The organism is Gillisia marina (genome assembly GCF_000258765.1).
Taxonomy (GTDB): domain Bacteria; phylum Bacteroidota; class Bacteroidia; order Flavobacteriales; family Flavobacteriaceae; genus Gillisia; species Gillisia marina.
Genome location: NZ_AJLT01000029.1, coordinates 15,975 through 40,407, shown reverse-complemented (window position 1 = coordinate 40,407; position 24,433 = coordinate 15,975). Strand labels below are relative to the sequence as shown.

Here is a 24,433-nt window from a genome sequence, read left to right as displayed (position 1 = left end):
TTAATTTAGACGGGTTTTTAAGTCGCGAATTAAATATAAAAATATATTAATCGTGGATCAAACGAACTTGAGCAGCCGTTAGTCCTTTTCTTCCTTCTTCTTCAACGTACTCAACTTTGTCGCCTTCATTTAAAGACTCTCCATTAAGACCTGTAACGTGAACAAAGATATCTCTTCCTGTGTCATCGTTAGTGATGAATCCGTAACCTTTAGACTCATTGAAAAATTTAACTGTACCTTCCATTGTAATAAAATAAAAATTAATAAAGAACAAACTTACATAATATAATTTATCCTTTTTACTCAATTAAGAATATTTTTTACCATTATTAATTATAAGTCCTTCAGTCCCTGCGATTGTCGCGCATTTTATCCATGTTTTCTTTTGTAAGGGTGTAGTCGCTTAATTTTTTTCCATTCCACCGAACGTATAAGAAGATGGGCATCAGTACAAAAGCACTTGCAAGCACTGCAATTCCAATAATTCTATCCCCTAGTAGCATATTATCATTTAATCTATAATAAAACCCAATTCCAATGGCAATAAGTATAGAGATCGCCAGTATTTTAATAACTAATTTCATTGTTTAAACGGTTACTTCAATTAATTTCTGTCTATAAGCGGTGAGTAATTTAGATTTGGATACAAAGCCAATATATTTATCATTTTCTATCACCGGTAAATTCCATGCTTCACTTTCCTGAAATTTTCTCATTATATCCTGCATTCGGTCTTTTCTGATATCAATTATTTCCGGGGCGCGTTGCATGAGTTCCTGAACAGTCACTTTATCATACAAATCCCTATCAAACATAATTGGACGGATATCATCTAATAATATAATGCCAACGAAACGACTTTTATTATCCAATACAGGATACAAATTTCGGGAAGATTTTGTAACTCCTTTATGGATTACATCGCCTAAGGTCATATCCATCCGGAGTTTTATAAAATTAGTTTCAATTAGCCTTTTAATATTCATCAACGTAAGCACAGCTTTATCTTTGTCATGCGTTAGAAGCTCACCTTTCAATGCCAATTCCATAGTGTAAACCGAGTGTGGCTGAAATTGATTGGTGATCATATAGGAAATCGTTGCAGTGATCATTAAAGGTACAAAAAGTCCATATCCTCCGGTAAGTTCTGCAATTAAGAAAATAGCTGTAAGTGGCGCATGTAGTACTCCTGCCATTAAGCCAGCCATACCAACTAAAGTAAAACTACTCACCGAAATGGGGTTTTTTAGAATCCCTAAATTATTTACGATTAGTGCAAAACCATGTCCCATGGCACTACCCATAAAAAGAACAGGTGCGAATATTCCTCCAACGCCACCAGCTCCAAATGTAAGAGAGGTAGCTACAATCTTAAAAATCACTAGTCCGGCTAAAAGCGCAATCACTACCCAAATATTGTCCAAGTATGCATTAAAAAGATTGGTGCCTAAGGCTTGAAGATAATTTTCAGTCAGTAAATTATTTATAACATTATAGCCTTCCCCATAAAGCGGAGGAATCATAAAAACGAGTATTCCAAGGCCAATCCCTCCTATTAAAAGCCTTCTCATTGGGGAGCCTATTTTTTTGAAAAGCTCATTTATTTTAAAATAGACGCTTGTAAAATACATTGAACATAAAGCGGCTAGAATTCCAAGAATTATATAAAAAGGCACTTCAGAAATAAGGAATTTATCTTTTAGCTGAAAGGGTAAAATGATATCTGATCCAAAGAAGAAATAGGAGGTGAGTATTGCTGAAACCGAAGCTATAAGCAATGGCAGCATGGAAACTAAAGTAAGATCTAAACTAAAGACTTCAATCGCAAAAATTATTGCTGCAATTGGAGCTTTAAAGATAGATGACATAGCTCCAGCCGCAGCACAACCAATTAACAAAGTGCGATGCGTCTGATTCATTTGGAATATTCGTGCAATATTAGATCCCAAAGAGGCTCCGGTTGCAACAGTTGGTCCTTCCAGTCCTACAGATCCACCAAAACCTACCGTTATTGGTGCCGTAATTAAAGAGGCATACATCTGGAAAGGTTTCATGAGCCCTTTTCTCTTGGAAATAGCATACAGCGTAGAAGGTATTCCGTGGCCAATCTTCTTTTTTAAGCCATATTTTAAGATAGCGTACGTTAGCGCAAGTCCAATTAATGGGAAAATGAAATAAAATGCATGGTGTACATTCGATATTAGTTTTCCTTCTAATAATTCCTGAATAAAGTGCGTAAGGTTTTTAATCAATACGGCCCCCAATCCACTGGCAAGTCCAATAAGAGCACTAAGAATTAAAATAAATTGATGTTGGGTAAGATTATTAGTCTTCCAAAGCAGGAATTTTTGAAAACCGGGTTTAGCTCGTGTAAACATCGAAGATGCTAATATTATTGAACAGTGAAAACGGTATTACTAATATATCAACTTAAAACCGATTGTGCCTATAAGTGCTTTGCACCCTACTTAAACCAGTTTCAGAAACCAAAAAAAATCAAAAATTAGGGGTTATTCCGTCACTTTTAAGTGCAACTCTGTAAGTTGCGTGTCATCTAATTTTGAAGGAGCATCTATCATAATATCTCTTCCCGAATTGTTCTTTGGGAATGCGATATAATCTCTAATAGTCTCATGTCCTCCCAAAATTGCAACCAACCTGTCAAATCCAAAAGCGATTCCTCCATGTGGTGGTGCACCATATTGAAATGCATCCATTAGGAACCCAAATTGAGCTTTGGCTTCTTCAGGAGTAAATCCTAAATAATCGAACATCATGGCTTGGGTTGCTTTGTCGTGAATACGAATTGAACCTCCACCAATTTCATTTCCATTCATCACCAAATCATAAGCATTTGCTCTTACTTTCCCTGGATCGGTAGCTAAAAGCTGAATATCTTCTGGCTTAGGAGAAGTAAAAGGGTGGTGCATTGCGTGATATCTCTTGGTTTCTTCATCCCACTCTAAAAGAGGAAAATCTACTACCCATAATGGAGCAAACACTTTAGGATCTCTCAATCCAAGTTCCGTAGCTAAATGCATTCTTAATGCGCTTAACTGTGTTCTAGTACTATCAGCATCTCCAGACATTACTAAAATAAGATCTCCGGGATTGGCTCCGGTTTCTTTTGCCCAAACTTTTAGATCTTCTTCAGAATAGAATTTATCTACTGAAGATTTTAGGCTTCCATCTTCATTGTATTTTGCCCAAACCATTCCGTTTGCACCAACCTGTGGACGTTTCACCCATTCGATAAGCTTATCGATCCGTTTTCTTGTATAAGAAGCGGCTCCGGGAACTGCAATTCCAACAATAAGTTCTTGCTGATCGAACACATTGAAACCTTTATTTTTCGCAAGATCATTCAATTCTGAAAACTCCATCCCAAAACGAATGTCCGGTTTGTCGTTTCCATATTTTTTCATGGCATCGGCATAGGTCATTCTTGGAAAATCACCTATTTCAACACCTTTAATTTCTTTAAGTAAATGGCGTGTTAATCCTTCAAAAATATTCAGGATATCTTCTTGCTCTACAAATGCCATTTCGCAGTCAATCTGTGTAAATTCCGGCTGTCTGTCTGCTCTAAGGTCTTCATCCCTAAAACATTTTACTATCTGGAAGTATTTGTCCATTCCGCCAACCATCAACAATTGTTTAAAGGTTTGCGGAGATTGTGGTAAGGCGTAAAATTGCCCTTCATTCATTCTGCTTGGTACCACAAAATCACGAGCTCCTTCCGGAGTAGATTTTATAAGATACGGAGTTTCCACTTCAATAAATCCTTCTTCAGAAAGGTAATTTCTCACCTTCATTCCCACTTGATGACGAAACATTAAATTCTCTTTCACTGGATTTCTACGAATATCCAAATAGCGATATTTCATACGAAGCTCTTCGCCACCATCGGTTTCATTTTCAATAGTAAAAGGAGGCGTTAAGGAAGCGTTCAATATTTCCAACTCAGAAACCAAAATTTCAATATCTCCAGTAGGAAGTTGCGGATTTTTAGATTCGCGCTCGATCACCTTTCCGGTCACCTGAATTACAAATTCACGTCCAAGTTGTGCAGCTTTTTCCATCATTTCTGAAGAAGTGCGTTCTTCATCAAAAATAAGTTGCGTCACCCCGTAGCGATCTCTAAGATCTACCCAGATCATAAACCTTTATTTCGGGTCTTTTGAACCCATCCGGATAAGGTAACTTCCTGGTTGATATGAGATTCTCTTAATTCTCCACAAGTATGACTTCTATACATAACGCACTATTGAAATTTGGTTTGCAAAAGTAAGAAGATTAAGTGTTACACTGAAGAATTGAGACATAAAAAAAACCTTTCAGCTTTTAATGGCTGAAAGGTTTTTATAGCATTCTAGAAATAATATTTATTCAGCTATTTCTACAGTTTCGAATTCTTCTTTTTGTACAACAACTTCTTCCGTAGTTTTTTTAGAATGTACCCACATTTTAATTCTCATTGCTATATAGAATAAGATTGGTACAATAATCAATGTTAAGAAGGTTGCTACCATAAGTCCGTAGATCACTGTCCAAGCCAATGGCCCCCAGAAAATCACATTATCTCCTCCAAAATAAATGTTCGCGTCGAACTCACTAAACAACTTGAAGAAATCTATATTCAAACCTATCGCTAGTGGTATCAATCCTAAGATTGTAGTAATTGCAGTAAGCAATACCGGTCTTAAACGGGCTTTACCTGCCTGAATAATAGTTTTAAGCAACTGGTCTTTATCTAAATACTCATCTTCTCGTAAACCTAGCACAAGTTTTTTTCTATCTATAAGTAATTGGGCATAATCGAGCAATACCACTCCATTATTCACCACAATACCTGCCAGAGAGATAATTCCCATCATCGTCATCATAATCACGAATGGCGCTCCGGAAATAACAATTCCGCCAAATACTCCTATCAAACTCAAGAAGATCGCGATCATTATAATTAATGGTTTAGAGATCGAGTTAAATTGGAAGATCAGGATAAGGAAGATCAAACCGAGTCCGCTAAAAAATGCTCCCATCAGGAAGGATTGCTGCTTGTTTTGCTCCTCAATTTGCCCTGTATAATCTACTTTGATATCTTCTGGAAGCCCTTCGAAACCTCTCATTTCATTCTGAACCTGAGCTACAACTGCGCCGGCATCTGTATAACCGGGAGCCAAAGCAGAATAAACTGTTACAACACGACGCGTATCTCTATGCTTAATAGCGCTAAACCCAGAACTGTTCTTTTTAGAAGTCACCGCTGAAACAGGTATTTCACGTAACTGCCCGGTATTTGTTCTAAAGGTCATAGACTGATTGAAAAGTGCGCTTGTATTGTATCTACTCGCTTCGTTGAATCTTACATAAATATCGTAATCTTCCCCAGCTTCTTTGTAAACTCCAGCTTTTGTTCCGAAGATTGAATTACGAAGTTGCTGTCCAACTTGTCCGGCATTAACGCCTAGCTCTCCAGCTTTTTCTCTGTCGATAATCACCTGCATTGCAGGCTTATCTTTATTCACATCGATCTTCAATTCATCGATTGCCGCAATGTTTTTACTATTGATAAACTCCCGCATTTTCTCTGCAGTTGCAATCAATTCGTTATAATCTTCACCTTCTAATTCAATATTAATTGGAGCACCTGCAGGAGGACCATTTTGATCCTTTTCAACAGAAATCAGTACTCCAGGATAGATTCCAACTAATGCTTCCTGTACTTTTTGACGCAACAACTCACTATCTGCTCCTTTTCGGAATTTATACTCCCTCATGGATGCGGTGATCTTCCCTTTATGAGGCATCTCTGCGGCAGAACCTCCATCTGTTTGTGGATTTCCTGCACCTTCCCCAACTTGGGAAACTGCACTTTCTACTAAGAAATTAGTTCCATCCTCTATATATTCAGGATCGTTTATAACCTTGTAAACCTTTTCTTCAATCTCTTTAGTGATCGCATTGGTTTTTTCTATATCTGTTCCTTGTGGATATTCTATATAAACAATGATCTGGTTTGGTTTGTTATCCGGGAAAAACTCCACTTTTGTACGTTGTGCTCCCAATGATGCTCCAAAGGCCATAAAGGCAATAAATAGCAACAAGAAAGTAGCTCCCACGATCCAATATGGACGTTTCTTTTTGAATGATGAGGTTAATTTCCCCTCATACCAGTTCTCTAATTTCACCAAAGATTTATTCTGAAATCTATTTGCCATTTTTCTTAGTAACAAGCGATACACCCACATCATAATAGCTGTAAAGATCATTACCGTACCTAAAGCCCTGTATTCTCCACCAAATATGAAAATTAACAGACCGATACCGGCAACAATGGAAGATATTCTAATGATTCTTTTTCTTGGCTGATTTCTATCTTCAGTAGTCATAAATTGAGACACCAACACAGAGTTAAAGAATATGGCTACAAATAGGGAAGATCCTAACACCACCGAAAGTGTGATGGGGAAATAGATCATAAATTGTCCCATTACTCCGGGCCACAGTCCTAAAGGAATAAATGCAGCTACTGTTGTTGCGGTAGATATAATAATAGGAAGTGCAATTTCTCCAATTCCTTCTTTCGCTGCTTCAATCCTGCTCATACCTTCTTCATCCATCAAACGATACACGTTCTCCACAACTACAATTCCGTTATCCACCAACATCCCGAGTCCCATAATTAACCCAAATAGGATCATCGTGTTCATGGTATATCCAAGCTGATTGAGAATCATTAAAGACATAAACATCGACATAGGAATTGCAAACCCAACAAAAAGGGCATTTTTGAATCCTAAAAAGAACATCAAAACGGTAACCACCAGAATAATCCCAAAGATGATGTTGTTTACAAGATCGTCTACTTGCCCGATGGTTTTGGAGGACTGATCGTTTGTAATAGTTATCTTAAGATTGGAAGGAAAAACATTCTCTTTTGCATCTTTTACAATGAGTTCTATTTGTTCTGCCGCAGCAACCATGTTCTTACCTGCACGTTTCTTTACATCCAGCATCACTACGCGATCCCCAAATTCTCGCGCATAGGTAGTTCTGTCTTTTTCTTTAAATGAAATTGTAGCTAGATCCTTTAGATAGACATTATTCCCATTGTCAGATTTCACAACGAAATTTTCCAGATCTTCCGGATTGTGTATTTCTCCGATAATTCTAATAGTCCTTCGTTGTCCACTGGCAATAAAATTTCCTGCAGACATCGTCATATTCCCATTACTAATGGCGCTTGTAATATCTTGAAAACTCACTGAAGAAGCCATCATTTTATAGATATCTACAGCAACTTCAATTTCTTTTTCCTGTGCACCACGAATATCTACTTTCTTGATCTCCGGAAGGTTTTCTATTTCATCTTGAAGATATTCTCCAAATTCCTTCAGTTTTGTAACTGGATAATCTCCCGAGATATTGATATTTAGAATTGGAATTTCTTCAGACATGCTCAGCTCGAAAACATTAGGCTCTACTTTCGCGCCGTTAAATGTTGGCCAGTCTTCGCCGGAAGTTTCAGAATCTATTTCATCCTTCACTTTTTGTTTAGCAAGTTCTACAGGGATATCCTCATCAAACTCTATTACGATCATCGAATAATCCTCCTGAGAGGTAGAAGTAATCTCCACCACACTACTCACAGTTTTCAGCTTGTCCTCTAACGGATTTGTTATCAATTTCTCGATATCTTCCGCAGTGTTCCCGGGAAAAAGAGAGCTTACATAGATTTTGGTTTCCTGAATTTCCGGGAAACTTTCTCTTGGCATCGTGAAATATGCAGAGATCCCAAGGAAAAGAATCAAGATCATCCCCATATAAATGGTAGTCTTATTCTTTATTGCCCAAGAAGACATTTTAAATTCCTTCTCGATATTTTTTTGCTTTTTTGCCATCACGTATTCTTAGTAAGTTATAATCTTTACTGTTTGACCATCTTTCACACTTCGAGCACCTTCCTCGATAATTGCATCTCCATCCTTAAGTCCTTCTAAAACCTCAATTACATCTCCTTGTGTTTTTCCGGTTTTAATAAATGTTTGTTTGGCTATCGCTTTTTTATCCTTAATACTATCTAAAATATAGATGTATTGTTCCCCTTCAGCATTTTCTGAAATAATGCTTTGCGGGATCATTAAAGCTTTGTCGTTGGTGTAATCATTTATTTTTAATCGAGCCGTTAAATTAGGCTTGATCATTTTTTCCTTATTCGGAACTTCAATTTCTGCATTGAAGGTTCTGTTGTCCGGGTTTATGAAGCTTCCGGTTTGTCTAATTTTTGTTTCTACAGTTTTTCCTAAAACAGGGAATGTTACTTCAACATTTTTACCTTCTACCACATCTGCGATATAGCTTTCCGGAACATCTGTTGTTATATACATATCGCTAAGATTCACAATACGTAAGATTGGAGTTTGTCCAGGGGAAACCACGCTTCCCTGCTCGGTAATTATATCGTCTATAGTTCCAGAAAAAGGTGCCGTCACGGTAGATTTAGATAACTGACTCTTCATTTGGTTCACCGCACTTTGCTGTGCTTCATAATTGGACTTTGCCTGTAAATATTGAATTTCGCTTCCAATCTTTTGTTCCCACAAGCGTTGTTGGCGCTCAAAGGTAGTTTTAGCAAGATCTGCCTGAATTTGTAATTGTGCTACTTGTTGGCTCATTCCGCCATCGTCTATTCTCGCAAGCAATTGACCTTTAGAAACTTTCTGACCTTCTTTTACATAAACTTGTTGTAAAATCCCGCCCATTTCGGCATTTATTACCACATTTTGTTTGGTCTCTACACTTCCTTGAAGCTCTAAAAAGTGATTAAAAACTTCAGATTTTGCAGTAAAGGTGGTAATTAATGGAACATTCTTTTCAGGATTAAGTTCAGCCAGTTTATTGTCTAACACCTTTAGCTTGGTATGAATTTCCTGTTGTTCTGTGGTCAATTCATCTCTTTTTTTCTGAATGGTTTCGATATCGTTAGATTCTAGTACCGCTTCCATCGAATTTTTATTGTCTTCTCCACAAGCGATAAGAAGTAGGGATAATGTTGATATGTATAATAACTTTTTCATGTTCTTAAAATTGAAGAGATTTTTAATTTTCTTTTGAATATTTAGTGGTGTCCAATAAGTTTTCTATTGCTGTTTTTGTAGTAACAACTTCCAACATTGCTTGAAGGTATTCTTGTTGTGCTCTATATAGTTGTTGTTGTGCTTCGTTTAACTCGAAACTGGAAGACAATCCTTCTAAAAACTTAACCTGATTTTTGTTTTCAATACGCTCTGCAAGATCCAAGCTTTTCCCTTTATTAGCATAATTCTCCAAGCTAAATTCATAATCGTTCTTTGCAGACTGTATTTCTAATTCTACTTGATTTTTAGTTAACTCCAGTTGAAGTTTAGACTGCTCATATTGAATTTGCTTTTGCGCAGTTCTGGCGCTTCTTAATCCACTACTAAAAATAGGCACATTTAAGCTTAGTCCCAATACAGATTGATCAAAATATACTTGATTATTGGTAAAAAAACTGAAAGTATCACTATTGGCCTGAGCTCCATAATTTACAAAAGCCGACAGCGTTGGAAGGGCTTTACTTTTTTCAAGTTTTACCAAAATCTCTGCTTGGTTGCTTTGATCTTGTGCTAACCTGAAATCTATATTATCTTCAATAGGAATTTGTTTATTCAATAATTGTAGGTCGAAATTATCTGTGCTTAGCTGCTCTAGATTATCTACTGCTACAATTTGAGTAGCCACCGGAATACCCATGCTTAATTTTAGCATATCGTATGCGATCCCTTCCATTCGTTGAGCATTATTCAAACTTGTTTCTAAGCCCAGCAATGTGATCTCCAATTGTTCTACAGACTCTTCCTCGATTAAGCCATTCTCATAAGTGACTTTAGTGTCATTATAATTCTTCTGAATGGTCTCTAAGTTTCTTTTTGAAATCTCAACACTTTCCCTAGCCAGCAGCACATTCCCGTAGGCGTCAGTAATTGTTTGTTTTACTACAAGGTCTGTTTTTACTTTCGCATTTTCTGAGATTTGTAATAAGGTTTTTGCAGATTGCACACCTACTATATAGGAGCCATCAAATATCAACTGATTCCAGGTTGCAGTGGCGGTTAAATTTTGTTTGGTTCCAAAAGTTACAGGCACGAAAGTTCCCGGATCTCCGCCGGCAATTTCTCCTGGCAATAAAGTAACCGGTTGTTCTAAATTGTTTCTATATTCGGCATTCCCACTTATTTGCGGTAATCCTTGAGCTATGATTTCCCATTTTTGCTTTAATGCAATAGCTACATCTTTACTGGCAATTTCTGAATTGTAGCTGTTTTCCAATCCGTAAGCAATGGCTTCTTCCAGTGTATAGGATTGCACAGAATTGATTTCTACATCTTGTGCGTATATTAAAGCTGGAAATGCTAGAAAGAATGTTAAAATAATCTTTTTCATTACTTGTCTTCGGGTGTTTTATTGATAAATTTATTCAGGGTTTTTAAGCCTTTTTCTGTTACTATGGCACGTAAATGATATTCAAGATAATTTTCCATTAATTCCAGAATTGGAAATTCTTCTGTAGGAAAAAGATCGTTATCCTTAATCCCTGTGATCCCAACAAAATAGATTCTGGAAATAAAGGAAACAGGGATGTTTTCCCTGTAAACTTCGGTTTCTATCCCTCTATTTAAATTATCCACAACACATTCTTGCATTACTTCAAATTGCTTGTTCTTTAAAACCGCTGCTATTTTGGGATAATACTTATTTAGTTGATATTGCGGCGAAGAACGTTCATTGTTTAAATGCTTCATCGCAAAATTCTTTATTTCGAAGGTTTCTTCAATTACGTTTAGCTTTTTAGCACTAATACAACCAATCCCTGTAGAAATAGTTTCAAAGATATAAAGCGCTGCAGCTTCTACTAATTTCGTTTTTGTAGAGAAGTGTGTATAAATGGTCTTTTTAGATATTCCCATTTCTGTGGCAATATCATCCATCGTCACACTTTTAAATCCGAAATTTAAAAATAGCTCAACAGCTTTATGTAAAATTTTCTCTTGCACGCTTGTTATAAATTTTCGGCAAAAATACACCAAGGAAACTTTAAAAACAAAAAAAGTTTCCAAAGTTTAATAGATATTTAACCAAGGCTTAAGTTTAGAATATGTTCTCAATTATGGTATTTTAGCCGAAAATTTTGCGAATGCACACTATTTCTGAATATAGAGAAGCTTTTATCGAGTATTTAAATTTGAAAGTAGAGACTAAAGAGCCTAAAAATCTTTACGAACCTATTACCTATATACTAAATCTTGGTGGGAAAAGGTTACGTCCCGTTCTTGTGCTTATGAGTGCTGAAATATTTGACACTCCTTTTGAAAAAGCGTTAGATGCGGCATTGGCGATAGAAGTGTTTCATAATTTTTCTTTGGTGCATGACGATATTATGGATGATGCTCCATTAAGAAGAGGGAAGGCGACTGTACATGAAAAGTGGGATTTAAACACCGGGATACTTTCCGGGGATGCGATGCTAATTAATGCATATCAGTTATTCGAAAATTATGAGGGTATAATTTTCAAGGAGTTAGCCCAATTATTTACCACAACGGCCATTCAGGTTTGCGAAGGGCAGCAATACGATATAGATTTTGAGAGTAGGGATGATGTAGAGATAGAAGATTATCTTAAAATGATAGAATACAAAACTGCTGTTTTAGTAGGTGCTTCTTTGCAAATGGGCGCTATTGTAGCAGGAACTTCTGAGGAGTGTAAAAAAGCGGTATATCAATACGGTAGGTTGCTAGGAATTGCATTTCAGCTACAAGACGATTATTTAGATGCGTTTGGTGATCCAAAAACTTTTGGAAAACAAGTAGGCGGTGATATTATAGAAAATAAGAAGACCTTTTTGTATTTAAAAGCTTTAGAAAATTCTGGGAAATTAACTTCTAATAATTTAGAGGATCTTTATTCTATTAATCCTATGGATGCCAGTGGAAAGATAGAAGCTGTGAAAATAATTTTCGAAGAAAGTGGAGCCGCAGAACTTACAAGAAAAGAAATCTCAAAATATACAAATGAAGCTTTCGAGGTCTTGGATCAAATAGACTTGCCAGAGAACAAAAAAGCATTGTTAAGGCAGTTTGGTTCTTCTCTTATGGATCGTAAGGTTTAAAAATAGACACTCACAAATGGCATAAAAGCATTGCTGTAAAAACTTTTGTCTTCATCGTGCAAAAGATCATATCGAATTCCGGCAACAACATTTCCAGTTCTATAGCCAATTCCTGTCCATAGTGCGGGAACCCAATAGCGCTCTTCTACATTTGCTCCATCAAATTCAAATTTCCTATGAATATTTAATTCTTGAAATTCTGCTGAAAGTTGGAGAAAACGCACAGGTCTTATTAAGGTAAGCACACTTCCGCCAAGACTAGTTGCCTTAAATTGATTCTGTTTAGCGTAAGCGGCACTCAATCCTACCCCGGCTGAAACAATCTCATTAAAATCGTAAACTGCAGAAGGCGCAAGGATACCCGTAAATTGATTGTTACCAAAACTCAAACCTAAGCTACCACCAAATCTTACTGAATCCCAAAATTTCGCATCAATTCGATCTGTAGTTGTTTTTTCTTGTGCTGAAAGATTATTAGAACAAAAAAGAGCGATGAAAAGGCAGCAAAAAACCAAATACTTGATACCGTGGAAGTTTTTAAACATGTTAAAATTCTTATAAGATGAAGGATAAATATAAGTATTTCTATAAGCTATAAATTCTAAAAATTGTATTTTTGCTTTGTTTTAATATAAAAGAAACATTAGTTTCCACTTATGGACAAATTTTCATTTCTAAACGCTGCACCAACAGCCTACTTCGCAAATCTTTACGATCAGTATTTACAAAACCCAGATAGTGTAGAACCTAGCTGGCGAGCTTTCTTTCAAGGTTTCGACTTTGGAATGGAGCAAAACGGGGAGCTTCCGGAAGGATCTCATCAAGAAAATGGGGCTGCACCGCAAGCATTAAATACTTCAGAAATTCCTGATAATATAAAAAAAGAGTTTCAGGTAATAAGATTAATAGACGGCTATAGAACTCGAGGACATTTATTTACAAAAACGAATCCGGTTAGAGAGCGTAGAAAATATGTGCCGACTTTAGCTTTGGAGAATTTCGGATTAACATCAGAAGATCTTGAAAAAACATTTAGTGCAGGTGAAATTATTGGAATTGGAACGACAACTCTAAAAGAGATTGTAGGTCATTTAGAATCAATTTATTGCCAATCTATTGGGATAGAATATATGTATATTCGAAAGCCTGAGGAGATTGAATGGATTCAGAATAAATTAAATATCAACGATAATCAGCCAAATTTCACGGATGCTGAAAAAAAGAATATTCTTTCTAAATTAAACAATGCGGTTTCTTTTGAAAGTTTTCTTCATACTAAATATGTAGGACAAAAGCGATTTTCTCTTGAAGGAAACGAGAGTTTGATCCCAGCTTTGGATACTATTATAGAAAAAGCTGCCGATCTTGGTGTGAAAGATTTCGTAATGGGAATGGCTCACCGTGGAAGATTGAATACGCTTACCAATATCTTCGGAAAAAGCGCGAAAGATATCTTTAGCGAGTTTGACGGAAAAGATTATGAACAGGATATTTTTGATGGAGATGTAAAATATCACTTAGGGTGGACAAGTTGTAGAACTACTACAAGTGGTAAAGAAATAAATATAAATATTGCGCCAAACCCTTCTCACTTAGAGACGGTAGGTGCGGTTGTGGAAGGTATTTCCAGAGCAAAACAAGATAGAAGATATAAGGACGATTTTTCTAAGGTGTTACCTATTATCGTGCATGGAGATGCGGCTATCGCTGGTCAAGGACTGGTTTATGAGTTGGTTCAGATGGCACAATTGGAAGGTTATAAAACAGCCGGAACTATACATATAGTAGTAAACAACCAGATTGGATTTACTACAAATTACTTAGATGGACGTTCTTCAACCTACTGTACAGATGTTGGAAAAGTTACCTTATCGCCTGTATTGCATGTAAATGCAGATGATGCAGAAGCGGTGGTTCATGCAGTTCTTTTTGCATTGGATTTTAGAATGCAATTTAAAAGAGATGTCTTTATAGATCTATTAGGATATAGAAAGTACGGACACAATGAAGGTGATGAGCCTAGATTTACGCAGCCTAAATTATACAAAGCAATTGCGAAGCATGAGAATCCGAGAGATATTTATGCGGAGAAGTTGGTGAAAAGTGGAATTATAGACGAGGGCTATGTTAAAAAGCTAGAAGAAGAGTACAAGGCAAAACTCGAAGAGGAATTAGAAGATTCCCGAAAAGAGGATACTACAAGAATTACTCCTTTCATGCAAGATGAATGGGAGGGCTATGAGAATGTACAGGAAGATGCAATGATGGCTCCTGTAGATACTACTATAGATATTAAAACGCTTGATGAGGTAGCAAAAGTGATTACAAAACTTCCGGGGGATAAGAAGTTCCTTAGAAAAATCGCTAAGCTAATCGAGGCTCGTGAAAAAATGTATTTTGAGACCAATCAACTGGATTGGGCAATGGCAGAACTACTTGCTTACGGAACTTTGATGACTGAAGGTTATAGTGTAAGAATGAGTGGGCAGGATGTAGAGAGAGGAACTTTTTCTCATAGACATGCCGTTGTAAAAGTAGAAGAAAGCGAAGAAGAAATCATACTTCACAATAATATTCCGGATAGAAAAGGGAGATTCAGTATATACAATTCCTTATTGTCAGAATATGGTGTGGTTGGATTCGATTATGGATATGCCATGGCAAGTCCGGATACCTTAACTATTTGGGAAGCTCAGTTTGGAGATTTCGTAAATGGTGCACAGATCATGATGGATCAGTATATTTCTGCAGCAGAAGATAAGTGGAAATTACAGAATGGATTGGTAATGCTATTGCCACATGGATATGAAGGGCAGGGAGCAGAGCATTCTTCAGGAAGAATGGAGCGTTTTCTTCAACTTTGTGCCACAGATAATATGTTTGTTGCAGATGTAACAACTCCTGCAAATATGTATCACCTGTTGAGAAGACAAATGAAGGTGAAATATAGAAAACCTCTAATTGTATTTACTCCAAAGAGTTTGCTTAGGCATCCAAAGGTGTTGTCTACAAAAGAGGAATTCGCAAATGGAACGTTCCAGACCGTGATAGATGATGCAACCGCGAAGGTGGAGAAAGTAAAGTCTTTGGTGTTCTGTACCGGGAAATTCTACTACGATCTTTTAGAAGCTCAAGAAGAGAATAAGCGGGATGATATTGCTTTAGTAAGAGTAGAACAGTTATTTCCATTACCAGAAAAGAAGATAAAAGAAGTAATGGCAAAATATAAAAATGCCGATGATATTGTTTGGGCTCAGGAAGAACCAAGAAATATGGGGGCGTATAGTTACTTATTATTGCATTATGATGAAGCGAAAAAAATTCAGAGTGTGTAGTAGAAAGTTCTATGGATCACCGGCAGCCGGTAGTTCAGTAAGATTTAAAAAACGACACGAAAAAGTAATTGCAAGTGTTTTCGATAAAACAATGGTTTAATCGATTACCAATACTAATAAATATAACACCCTTCTATAGTGATATGGAAGATTCAAAACAATAAAACAAAAGATCATGGCTTTAGAAATGAAAGTTCCTTCTCCGGGAGAATCTATTACAGAGGTAGAAATAGCTCAATGGCTAGTAGAAGATGGAGATTATGTTGAAAAAGATCAGCCTATTGCTGAAGTAGATAGCGACAAGGCAACCTTGGAACTTCCTGCTGAAGCTAGCGGAATAATTACACTAAAAGCTGAAGAGGGTGATGCTGTTGCCGTTGGTGCAGTTGTATGTCTTATAGATACAGATGCTGCAAAACCAGGTGGAGACGATAAAGCTGAAGCAAAATCTGACGATAAATCTGCAGAGAAGGAAGTAAAAGAGCAAAGAGAGGAAACTTCAACCAAAGCGAATAGCGATAAAGCTGAAGCTTTAACTCAAACGCCTTCTAAGCCTTCAACGCAATCTCAAGTACAGGACAAGAAAAGTTACGCCACCGGAACTCCATCTCCTTCAGCAAAGAAGATTTTGGATGAAAAAGGGATAGATTCTAAATCTGTTTCTGGATCTGGTCGTGATGGTAGAATCACTAAGGACGATGCTGTACAAGCTAAGGCTTCTATGGGAACTCCGGGTGCAGGAAAAAGAGGTGAAGAGCGCAAGAAAATGTCTATGCTTCGCAGAAAAGTTGCAGAGCGTTTAGTAAGTGTTAAAAATGAAACCGCAATGCTTACTACTTTTAACGAAGTAGATATGACGGCGATTTTCTCTTTGCGCAAACAGTATAAAGAAGAATTTAAGGATAAGCATGGAGTAGGATTAGGATTTATGTCCTTCTTTACCCTTGCAGTTGTTCGTGCCTTAGAATTGTATCCAGATGTAAACTCTATGATAGATGGAGATTTTCAAATAAAACACGATTATAAAGATATTAGCATCGCGGTATCCGGGCCAAAAGGCTTGATGGTTCCTGTAATGAGAAATGTAGAAAATATGGGCTTTAGGGCTGTAGAAGAAGATGTGAAGCGTCTTGCCTTAAGAGCTAGAGATGGAAATATTACTGTAGACGAAATGACTGGTGGTACTTTTACAATTACCAATGGTGGTGTCTTTGGATCTATGTTATCTACTCCTATATTAAACCCACCTCAAAGTGGAATTTTGGGAATGCATAATATTGTAGAAAGACCAGTTGCCATAGACGGGCATGTTGAGATTAGACCAATAATGTACGTGGCTCTTTCTTATGACCATAGAGTGATTGACGGAAGAGAATCTGTTGGTTTCTTGGTTGCTGTGAAAGAGTCATTGGAAAATCCAACAGAATTATTGATGGATAACGATGTGAAAAGAGCTTTGGAATTATAGATTCAAACATATAAGTATTAAAAAAGGGTCACAATTTTTATTGTGACCCTTTTTCTTGTTTTATTTCAATTAAAATAAAGCGATCAATGTTAGGATATTTAAAAGTAGCACCGCAATTACTGCAATAGCTAACATAATGACTCCTAGATCTGAAAACGATTTTTTATCGAATAAAACTCTCATAACCTTTAACTTATATTTCAAATATAAAAGGAAATCAGCTTTAAGTTAGTGGGGGTTTTTCCCCATTTTTTTAGTTATTTTAAGTACAGGGCTTTGTTTTTATAATCGATAACTGCTTTTCCCTTTTTTAGGATATCTGCACCTAGTATTCCGTGTACTTTTTCAGCTTTGTGGTTCACCAATGCTTCATTTACATGAGTGAGGTCAAATAAAACCAAATCTAATTTTTTCTTTTTCCAACCTTCAATTTCAATACTGTTTTTAGAGGCAATTTGAGTGAGCATGTTAGTTGCTCCGGCACCTGCTGCTCTAATTTTACTTTCTTCAGCTAAAAGATTGAAATGCGAAACAGCATCGAAGCCTACACAGGTGCTAGATGCTCCGGTGTCGAGAATAAAATTTCCTTCAATGTTGTTTATTTTCGCTACCAACTCAAAATGATTGGTTTCGGTATATTTTAATTTAATTCTATGGTAGCCTTGGCTTTCCAGTAGTTTTCTTAGGGACGACATTCTTTGTGTTTTGGTAAAGATAGGTCTTCAAAATAAATTATTTTTGCCTTTATGATTTTAACAGATACTCACACGCATTTATATAGTAAAGAGTTTGATGCCGATAGGAAAGAAGCTATTGAAAAAGCTATCGAAAAAGGAATTTCCCGCTTCTTTATTCCTGCGATAGATTCTTCACATACAAAAGCTATGTACGAGCTAGAAGCTCAATTTCCCGAGAATATTTATTTAATGATGGGTTTGCACCCAACTTCTGTCAATAAAAACTTTGAAGAAGAATTGCAGCATATCGAGCAGCAATTTGAGCAGAGAATTTTTTATGCAGTTGGCGAAATAGGGATAGACCTTTATTGGGATAAGACTCTATTAAAGGAGCAACAAATTGCTTTTAAGCGGCAAATTCAACTGGCGAAATCGAAGAATCTTCCAATAGTTATTCATTGCAGAGATGCTTTCGATGAGGTTTTTGAAGTGTTAGAGTCTGAAAAGGGAGATGATCTCTATGGGATTTTTCATTGTTTTACGGGAAATAAAGAACAAGCCTTAAAAGCGCTTTCTTATAATATGAAACTGGGAATTGGTGGGGTTGTGACATTTAAAAATGGTGGTTTAGATAAATTTCTTGCTGAAATACCTATTGAAGATATAGTTTTAGAGACCGATGCTCCTTATTTAGCTCCTGCTCCATATAGGGGAAAAAGAAATGAAAGTGCTCACATTCAGATAATAGCAGAAAAAATCGCTACGCTCTATGAGCTAAGTTTAGAAGAGGTCGCAGCAATTACCACAAAAAGCTCCAAAGATATATTCGGGGTGTAATGTGGGGAATTAACATATTATTTTGTTCATTTGTGAAGCTAATCAAAAAATATACGTGTCTAAGTTCGAAGAAATAAGATTTTATAATGATAATGAGGTGCAAGCGGCTTTGTATAAGTACGCGAATCATCCAATGATCAAAGCATTGTTACAGTTTACTTTCCCTGAGAAATCTTTCGAAGAGATTAAGCAAATACTAAGCGATTGCCATTCGATCTACGATTTTCAAGGTAAGGTCATTTATCACTCCGTAAAAAAAGTTTTAGAAAAAAGTTCTGAGGGCCTTACGTATAGTGGGTTTGATAAGCTAGAAAAGGACCAATCCTACATGTTTATTTCTAATCATAGAGATATCATTTTAGATACCAGTCTTATTAATTGTGCTTTGTATGAGCAGGATTTAATAATGACGGCTTCAGCAATTGGTGATAATCTGGTTCAAAAACCCTTTTTATTACTTCTTTCTAGATTAAATAGAAACTTTTTGGTTCAGCGTGGGCTTACCCCTAGGGAAATGCTTCGTAGTTCCCAAAATCTTTCAGAATATATTAGGCACCTATTGCTGGAAGATAATAGATCTGTTTGGATGGCGCAGCGAGAAGGGCGAACTAAAGATGGGAATGATGTAACGCAGCAAGGAGTACTCAAAATGTTGGCCATGGCCAAAGGAGATATGAGTATTTTTGAATATTTTTCAAAAATTAAAATTGTTCCTGTTTCTATTTCTTACGAGTTTGATCCTACAGATGTTCTTAAGATGCCGGAATTGATGGCTAAGAGAAATGAAGAGGTGTATAAAAAATCTGCGCACGAAGATTTTAACTCTATTTTAAAGGGAGCACTAGGAAATAAGGGTAGAATCCATATTACTGCTGGGGATATTCTGGAAGAGAATTGGTTTGCAGAATTGGAGAAAAGCGAACATTCCGTGAACGACCAGTTGCAGGCGATTGCCGGCGCTATTGATTCCAAGATCTATAAAAATTACAAACTTTGGCCTGCAAATTATATTGCTTGCGATTTGTTAAGCAATTCTAATGCACACGCAAGTCGTTATACCGATAAGGAAAAAAGGCAGTTCGAAAGAAGATTAACACGCCGGGTAGATGTTAAAAATGCCCTTGAAGTTAATAGTTACCTTTTAATGTATGCCAATCCGGTAATAAATAACGAAGCCCTGAATGAAAACAAAATCTAATATTTTATTGATTTATACCGGGGGAACCATTGGTATGATCAAGGATTTTGAAACAGGGGCTCTTAAGGCCTTTAATTTTAGCGAGTTACTTCAAAACATTCCAGAGCTTAAACTGCTGGAACATTCCATAGATACCATAAGTTTTAAAGAGCCAATAGATTCTTCTAATATGAATCCTGTGAATTGGATTCAGATAGCAAATATCATCGAAGAAAGATATGAGGAGTATGATGGCTTTGTAGTGCTTCATGGAAGCGATACCATGTCCTATACTGCTTCGGCACTGAGTTTTATGTTTGAGAATCTTACAAAACCTATCATTTTTACGGGTTCTCAATTACCAATTGGTGATTTACGAACAGATGCCAAAGAAAATCTAATTACAAGTATTCAGATTGCCGGATTGCAAAAGCAAGGTCGACCCGTGATTTCTGAAGTAGGCCTTTATTTTGAATATAAATTATATAGAGCCAATAGAACTACGAAGATAAATGCAGAGCATTTTCAGGCCTTTTCCTCTTCAAATTATCCTCCTTTAGCAGAATCTGGTGTGTATTTATCAGTAAATCATTCAGCGCTTTGGGTTACAAATAGAAGAAAGAGGGTGAAATTGCACAAAGAATTTAACTCGGATGTGTTAATTCTGAAGATGTTTCCCGGAATAACGGAGAGTACGGTATCGCATATTTTATCAAAGAAAAATCTTCGAGGTGTTATATTAGAAACATTTGGTAGTGGAAATGCACCAACAGATGCCTGGTTTATAAATTTATTAAAAAAGCATATTTCTAAAGGTTTGGTAGTTATTAATGTTACCCAATGTGTTGCCGGCAGTGTGGCAATGGGCAATTACGAGACTAGTACCCAACTTAAGAAAATAGGAGTGGTATCTGGAAAAGATATTACTACCGAAGCGGCAATTGCGAAATTAATGTACCTTTTAGGAAAAGAATTATCACCTAAAGTATTCAAAACCATTTATGAGACTTCCCTGCGTGGCGAAATGTTATAAATATTAACGGTTCTTATTTTGTTGGTAATATTTTTTTTTGTTATTTGGCGCACTAATTAAAATAAGCTAATTAGAGAGGTGGCCGAGTGGTCGAAGGCGCACGCCTGGAAAGCGTGTATACGCCAAAAGCGTATCGAGGGTTCGAATCCCTTCCTCTCTGCAATTTATTTTTATTAAAAGTTTATTTTTATATCTTTAACCCTTTAACTAATTAATTTAAGACAAACAGTAATGAAAAGATTATTTTCAACTTTGGTAATCGCTTCGATTATGTTATTTGGAGCTGCACAAGCTAATGCGACAATTAATGTAAACATCTTACCTGATAATATCCAGACGATCGTTCAGGATGACGAAGCAAGCCTCGACACAGAAGAGGAAGAATTAGGTTTTCACCAAGAACTTAAAAAGCGTTTTATAGAAGGTGGTGCCGGATTTATGGGGATCGTTCTTTTATGTTTAATTCTAGGTTTGGCAATTGCCATCGAGAGAATTATCTTTTTAAACTTATCTACAACAAACACTAAGAAATTAGCTCAGGATGTTGAAGATGCATTAAATAATGGTGGTGTTGAAGCTGCAAAAGAAGTTTGTAGAAATACAAGTGGACCGGTTGCCTCAATCTATTATCAAGGATTAGATCGTGCTGACGAAAGTATTGAAGCTGCTGAGAAAGCGGTTGTTGCTTACGGTGGTGTGCAAATGGGACAACTTGAGAAGAATGTATCTTGGGTATCTTTATTTATCGCTTTGGCTCCGATGTTAGGTTTCATGGGTACGGTAATTGGGATGATTCAAGCCTTCGATAAAATTGAAGCTGCAGGAGATATGCAACCTTCATTGGTAGCAGGTGGTATTAAAGTAGCACTTCTTACAACTGTATTTGGTTTGATCGTAGCGATTATACTTCAAATTTTTTATAATTATATCATCGCTAAGATTGATAGTATTGTAAACGATATGGAAGATGCTTCTATCTTATTGATCGACATGTTAGTTGATTACAAAAACAAAAAAAAGAATCTAAGAAATAGTAAATCATGACCGTACACAAAGTTTTAAAATATTTAGCACTTGTTATTGGTGTAATAGGTCTTATCCTTTTGGGTAGAATTATTATAGCTGGTGATGATGCTATTTCCGCCTCAGCGGAAGATCAAAATAGCTTACTAGAACCTATGATGTGGGTTGGCTATCTTGTACTAGCTATTTGTATACTAATAGTAGGTCTCTTTGTAATTAAAGGATTGTTCTCCGGAAACGTGAAGAATACCTTAATTTCAGTAGGAGCATTTGTACTTGTTATAGCTATTGCCTATGTTTTAACCGATGGTAATGAAGTTCAACTTAAAGATGGTGATACTTTATCTGCTAGTGCAGACCATTGGGTTGGTGCCGGGCTTGTTGTATTTTATATTCTAGCAGCAATTGCAGCTGGAGCTATGATACTTTCCGGAATAAGAAAACTAATAAAATAAATTATGGCTAAAAGATCAGCACCAGAAGTAAATGCCGGCTCTATGGCCGATATAGCATTCTTGCTATTAATTTTCTTCTTGGTTACTACAACAATTGAGACCGATAGGGGAATCAGCCGTAAATTGCCCCCTATTCAAGATGAGAACGTAGAGCCGCCGGTTATTAAGCAGAAAAACATCTTTACAGTAATCGTTAACAGAAATAACGATTTATTAGTAGAAGATCAAGTAATGCAACTTAGCGAATTACGTCAGGCTGCTAAAGATTTTCTAGATAATGGAGCTGGACAAGGTGAGGAAGCTTGTAGTTACTGTAAGGGAGCTAAGGATCCTGCATCCTCAGACAATCCTACAAAAGCTATTATCTCGTTAGTTAATGACCGTCAAACTGAATACAGAACATATATTTCTGTTCAGAATGAGTTGGTTGCTGCATATAACGAATTAAGAAACAGGGAAGCACAGCGATTATTCGGTATGGATTATACTGAAATGGAAGCTAAGTATAACGATCCTAATTTTACAGGTAATAAGGATAAGTTAGAAGAGCAAATAGATCAAGTGAAGAACATGTATCCTCAGAAGTTATCTGAAGCAGAACCGAAGAACTAGTAGACTAAATAACATTTTAAATTCAATCTAGATATGTCTAAATTTAAAAAGAAAAAGAGTGGTGACTTACCGGCGGTAAACACGGCTTCATTGCCAGATATCGTTTTTATGTTGCTTTTCTTTTTTATGGTGGCTACGGTAATGCGTCAAAATACTTTGATGATTGAAAATAAGTTACCCTTTGCAGACCAAGTAGAAAAATTGGATAGAAAGGAATTGGTAATGTATATTTATGCAGGTAAACCAAGCCCTAGATACCAACAAAAATTTGGTAGTGAGGCTCGAATTCAGTTAAACGATAAGTTTGCAGATGTAAAAGACATCCAGCAGTTTATCTATGCAGAAAGAGAGACTAAGCGTGAAGAGTTGATTCCTTATTTAAGCACTGCTTTGAAAGTAGATGTTGAAACAAATATGGGATTGGTATCTGATATTAAACAAGAATTAAGAAAAGCAGAAGCACTTAAAATTAACTACACTACCCGAATAGGAGAAGTAGCTAAGAATTAGTAAGACTGTTACATTACTGTATATAAAACATCCCATCTGGATCTACCGGATGGGATGTTTTTTTATATATTTAACTTTCTAAGTATTTATGGAAACTAACGTTTTGAAAATGAAAAAACTTTTAATTTTTGCATTTGGCCTTTTTACATTTTGGTCTTCATTTTCGCAAACAACATCTATAGATACGCTTCTAAAACCGATTGATAGTCTTTATAGGGAAGATCAGTTTTATGTTGGCCTAACATTTCATTTGTTAACAGACCTACCGGAATCGGTGGCTCAATCTGGATTTTCAGGCGGGCTTCATCTTGGTTTTATTCGTGATTTTCCAATTAATAAGCGCCGGAATATAGCTATTGGAGCCGGACTAGGTTGGTCTCTCAATTCCTATGGTCAGGAATTATTTATTGGGGAGGATGAAAACAATAACACCATCTTCAGAAATTTAAATGATCCGGAGGTAGATTATGATACCAATAGATTTTCAACTCAATTGGTAGAGCTGCCTTTAGAATTCAGGTGGCGAACTTCCACGCCCGAAACGTATAAGTTCTGGAGAATATATACTGGGCTTAAGTTGGGGTATGTTTATTATTTCAAGTCCAATTTTAGACAGGGGAGTAATCAAGTTATTCAAACCGATGTTCCTGAACTTGAAAGGTTGCGTTTGGGAACTACTTTTACCTTTGGTTACAATACCTTCAATTTTCACGTGTACTATAGCTTAAATCCTTTCTTTAAGGATGCTCAACTTAACAATACTCCGGTAGGAATATCTACTTTTAAGTTGGGCTTAATGTTCTATATTCTATAGCCAGTAATTAAGCACTATTAATTGCGGTAGAAAGCCAATAAAGAAACCTAAAAATAACTCTAGCCAAGTATGCGCTTTATAGTGTAATCTTGAAGTAGCGGTTAATCCTAGGGCGACAATTAGAAAGGCAATAACATAAATTAAATTTAGCCTATAATAAATACTTAAGGCTAATACGAACATTAAAATTCCTGAAAGACCAAGCATGTGCAGGCTTATTTTCAATTTTAGCCAAGCCAGAATGAATGCAGTGATTATAGAAAATAGTATCCCCACAAAAAAGTAATATAACGCGGGAT

The 24,433-nt window shown here is 36.4% G+C and carries 20 protein-coding genes, 1 tRNA gene and 1 pseudogene; 12 read left to right on the top strand and 10 right to left on the bottom strand.

Features of this window, described 5'->3' with window-relative positions:
• Positions 1 to 46 precede the first annotated feature (46 nt).
• From ON07_RS08980 to ON07_RS08945, 8 genes and pseudogenes are all read right to left on the bottom strand, one after another.
• Positions 47 to 244 carry a cold-shock protein gene (locus ON07_RS08980; protein ID WP_026837247.1) on the bottom strand — a complete coding sequence of 66 codons (198 nt, stop codon included), beginning with the start codon at positions 242 to 244 and terminating at the stop codon, positions 47 to 49.
• Between the two features lie 100 nt (positions 245 to 344).
• Positions 345 to 584 carry a hypothetical protein gene (locus ON07_RS08975; protein WP_010230297.1) on the bottom strand — a complete coding sequence of 80 codons (240 nt, stop codon included), beginning with the start codon at positions 582 to 584 and terminating at the stop codon, positions 345 to 347.
• Between the two features lie 3 nt (positions 585 to 587).
• Entirely contained in the window at positions 588 to 2,378 is a 1,791-nt protein-coding gene (locus ON07_RS08970; RefSeq protein WP_010230295.1) for a chloride channel protein, read from the bottom strand.
• 132 nt (positions 2,379 to 2,510) lie between these two features.
• Positions 2,511 to 4,258, bottom strand: a pseudogene (gene aspS / locus ON07_RS15050) (aspartate--tRNA ligase).
• A 127-nt stretch (positions 4,259 to 4,385) separates the two neighbouring features.
• Complete coding sequence (locus ON07_RS08960; RefSeq protein WP_010230291.1) at positions 4,386 to 7,904, bottom strand: efflux RND transporter permease subunit; 3,519 nt, start codon at positions 7,902 to 7,904, stop codon at positions 4,386 to 4,388.
• A gap of 9 nt (positions 7,905 to 7,913) precedes the next feature.
• Positions 7,914 to 9,080 carry an efflux RND transporter periplasmic adaptor subunit gene (locus ON07_RS08955; RefSeq protein ID WP_029331733.1) on the bottom strand — a complete coding sequence of 389 codons (1,167 nt, stop codon included), beginning with the start codon at positions 9,078 to 9,080 and terminating at the stop codon, positions 7,914 to 7,916.
• 22 nt (positions 9,081 to 9,102) lie between these two features.
• Positions 9,103 to 10,467 (bottom strand): TolC family protein, encoded by a 1,365-nt coding sequence (locus ON07_RS08950; RefSeq protein WP_010230284.1) that lies wholly within the window; start codon positions 10,465 to 10,467, stop codon positions 9,103 to 9,105.
• Positions 10,467 to 11,078, bottom strand: a complete 612-nt coding sequence (locus ON07_RS08945; RefSeq protein WP_033445066.1) for a TetR/AcrR family transcriptional regulator — start codon at positions 11,076 to 11,078, stop codon at positions 10,467 to 10,469. The genes ON07_RS08950 and ON07_RS08945 overlap by 1 nt, the downstream gene beginning before the upstream one ends.
• A gap of 140 nt (positions 11,079 to 11,218) precedes the next feature.
• On the opposite strand from ON07_RS08945, the gene ON07_RS08940 reads away from it, so the two are divergent.
• Positions 11,219 to 12,193, top strand: coding sequence for a polyprenyl synthetase family protein (locus ON07_RS08940; RefSeq protein WP_010230278.1), 975 nt, complete (start codon positions 11,219 to 11,221; stop codon positions 12,191 to 12,193).
• Here the strand turns inward: ON07_RS08940 and ON07_RS08935 are convergent.
• Positions 12,190 to 12,738, bottom strand: a complete 549-nt coding sequence (locus ON07_RS08935) for a hypothetical protein (protein ID WP_010230277.1) — start codon at positions 12,736 to 12,738, stop codon at positions 12,190 to 12,192. The genes ON07_RS08940 and ON07_RS08935 overlap by 4 nt on opposite strands.
• Before the next feature lie 111 nt (positions 12,739 to 12,849).
• Between ON07_RS08935 and ON07_RS15045 the strand changes: the two genes are divergently transcribed.
• Positions 12,850 to 15,528, top strand: a complete 2,679-nt coding sequence (locus ON07_RS15045; RefSeq protein WP_010230275.1) for a 2-oxoglutarate dehydrogenase E1 component — start codon at positions 12,850 to 12,852, stop codon at positions 15,526 to 15,528.
• 175 nt (positions 15,529 to 15,703) lie between these two features.
• A complete protein-coding gene (gene odhB / locus ON07_RS08925) occupies positions 15,704 to 16,996 on the top strand; it encodes a 2-oxoglutarate dehydrogenase complex dihydrolipoyllysine-residue succinyltransferase (RefSeq protein ID WP_010230273.1) in 1,293 nt (430 codons plus the stop codon).
• 257 nt (positions 16,997 to 17,253) lie between these two features.
• Here the strand turns inward: odhB and ON07_RS08920 are convergent, their stop codons facing one another.
• Positions 17,254 to 17,691 (bottom strand): retropepsin-like aspartic protease, encoded by a 438-nt coding sequence (locus ON07_RS08920; RefSeq protein ID WP_010230272.1) that lies wholly within the window; start codon positions 17,689 to 17,691, stop codon positions 17,254 to 17,256.
• A gap of 51 nt (positions 17,692 to 17,742) precedes the next feature.
• Between ON07_RS08920 and ON07_RS08915 the strand changes: the two genes are divergently transcribed.
• The 9 genes from ON07_RS08915 to ON07_RS08875 all read left to right on the top strand — a co-directional run bounded on the left by ON07_RS08915 (position 17,743) and on the right by ON07_RS08875 (position 24,134).
• A complete protein-coding gene (locus ON07_RS08915) occupies positions 17,743 to 18,510 on the top strand; it encodes a TatD family hydrolase (RefSeq protein WP_010230271.1) in 768 nt (255 codons plus the stop codon).
• Positions 18,511 to 18,565: 55 nt separating this feature from the next.
• Positions 18,566 to 19,708: a 1-acyl-sn-glycerol-3-phosphate acyltransferase gene (locus ON07_RS08910; protein WP_010230270.1), complete on the top strand. Its 1,143-nt coding sequence runs from the start codon at positions 18,566 to 18,568 to the stop codon at positions 19,706 to 19,708.
• Positions 19,692 to 20,720: an asparaginase gene (locus tag ON07_RS08905; RefSeq protein WP_010230267.1), complete on the top strand. Its 1,029-nt coding sequence runs from the start codon at positions 19,692 to 19,694 to the stop codon at positions 20,718 to 20,720. The genes ON07_RS08910 and ON07_RS08905 overlap by 17 nt, the downstream gene beginning before the upstream one ends.
• Positions 20,721 to 20,792: 72 nt before the next feature.
• Positions 20,793 to 20,880, top strand: a tRNA-Ser gene (locus tag ON07_RS08900).
• A gap of 71 nt (positions 20,881 to 20,951) precedes the next feature.
• Entirely contained in the window at positions 20,952 to 21,764 is an 813-nt protein-coding gene (locus tag ON07_RS08895; RefSeq protein WP_010230266.1) for a MotA/TolQ/ExbB proton channel family protein, read from the top strand.
• Positions 21,761 to 22,198 (top strand): hypothetical protein, encoded by a 438-nt coding sequence (locus ON07_RS08890; protein WP_010230263.1) that lies wholly within the window; start codon positions 21,761 to 21,763, stop codon positions 22,196 to 22,198. The genes ON07_RS08895 and ON07_RS08890 overlap by 4 nt, the downstream gene beginning before the upstream one ends.
• 3 nt (positions 22,199 to 22,201) lie before the next feature.
• The gene (locus ON07_RS08885) at positions 22,202 to 22,810 is read left to right on the top strand and encodes an ExbD/TolR family protein (RefSeq protein WP_010230261.1); all 609 of its coding nucleotides are present in this window, start codon (positions 22,202 to 22,204) and stop codon (positions 22,808 to 22,810) included.
• Positions 22,811 to 22,843: 33 nt separating this feature from the next.
• On the top strand, positions 22,844 to 23,320 hold the full coding sequence (locus ON07_RS08880) for an ExbD/TolR family protein (RefSeq protein ID WP_010230259.1): 477 nt from the start codon (positions 22,844 to 22,846) through the stop codon (positions 23,318 to 23,320).
• 109 nt (positions 23,321 to 23,429) lie between these two features.
• Positions 23,430 to 24,134: a porin family protein gene (locus ON07_RS08875; RefSeq protein WP_010230257.1), complete on the top strand. Its 705-nt coding sequence runs from the start codon at positions 23,430 to 23,432 to the stop codon at positions 24,132 to 24,134.
• Positions 24,135 to 24,433: the final 299 nt, after the last annotated feature.

What these genes read in the sequence shown, in the direction of transcription:
- ON07_RS08890 (WP_010230263.1), top strand. Translation starts at nt 21,761, where the DNA reads ATGACCGTACACAAAGTTTTAAAATATTTAGCACTTGTTATTGGTGTA.
- ON07_RS08880 (WP_010230259.1), top strand. Translation starts at nt 22,844, where the DNA reads ATGTCTAAATTTAAAAAGAAAAAGAGTGGTGACTTACCGGCGGTAAAC.
- ON07_RS08895 (WP_010230266.1), top strand. Translation starts at nt 20,952, where the DNA reads ATGAAAAGATTATTTTCAACTTTGGTAATCGCTTCGATTATGTTATTT.
- ON07_RS08970 (WP_010230295.1), bottom strand. Translation starts at nt 2,378, where the DNA reads ATGTTTACACGAGCTAAACCCGGTTTTCAAAAATTCCTGCTTTGGAAG.
- ON07_RS08960 (WP_010230291.1), bottom strand. Translation starts at nt 7,904, where the DNA reads ATGGCAAAAAAGCAAAAAAATATCGAGAAGGAATTTAAAATGTCTTCT.
- ON07_RS08980 (WP_026837247.1), bottom strand. Translation starts at nt 244, where the DNA reads ATGGAAGGTACAGTTAAATTTTTCAATGAGTCTAAAGGTTACGGATTC.
- ON07_RS08905 (WP_010230267.1), top strand. Translation starts at nt 19,692, where the DNA reads ATGAAAACAAAATCTAATATTTTATTGATTTATACCGGGGGAACCATT.
- ON07_RS08950 (WP_010230284.1), bottom strand. Translation starts at nt 10,467, where the DNA reads ATGAAAAAGATTATTTTAACATTCTTTCTAGCATTTCCAGCTTTAATA.
- ON07_RS08935 (WP_010230277.1), bottom strand. Translation starts at nt 12,738, where the DNA reads ATGTTTAAAAACTTCCACGGTATCAAGTATTTGGTTTTTTGCTGCCTT.
- ON07_RS08955 (WP_029331733.1), bottom strand. Translation starts at nt 9,080, where the DNA reads ATGAAAAAGTTATTATACATATCAACATTATCCCTACTTCTTATCGCT.
- ON07_RS08975 (WP_010230297.1), bottom strand. Translation starts at nt 584, where the DNA reads ATGAAATTAGTTATTAAAATACTGGCGATCTCTATACTTATTGCCATT.
- odhB (WP_010230273.1), top strand. Translation starts at nt 15,704, where the DNA reads ATGGCTTTAGAAATGAAAGTTCCTTCTCCGGGAGAATCTATTACAGAG.
- ON07_RS08885 (WP_010230261.1), top strand. Translation starts at nt 22,202, where the DNA reads ATGGCTAAAAGATCAGCACCAGAAGTAAATGCCGGCTCTATGGCCGAT.
- ON07_RS08920 (WP_010230272.1), bottom strand. Translation starts at nt 17,691, where the DNA reads ATGTCGTCCCTAAGAAAACTACTGGAAAGCCAAGGCTACCATAGAATT.
- ON07_RS15045 (WP_010230275.1), top strand. Translation starts at nt 12,850, where the DNA reads ATGGACAAATTTTCATTTCTAAACGCTGCACCAACAGCCTACTTCGCA.
- ON07_RS08940 (WP_010230278.1), top strand. Translation starts at nt 11,219, where the DNA reads ATGCACACTATTTCTGAATATAGAGAAGCTTTTATCGAGTATTTAAAT.
- ON07_RS08875 (WP_010230257.1), top strand. Translation starts at nt 23,430, where the DNA reads ATGAAAAAACTTTTAATTTTTGCATTTGGCCTTTTTACATTTTGGTCT.
- ON07_RS08915 (WP_010230271.1), top strand. Translation starts at nt 17,743, where the DNA reads ATGATTTTAACAGATACTCACACGCATTTATATAGTAAAGAGTTTGAT.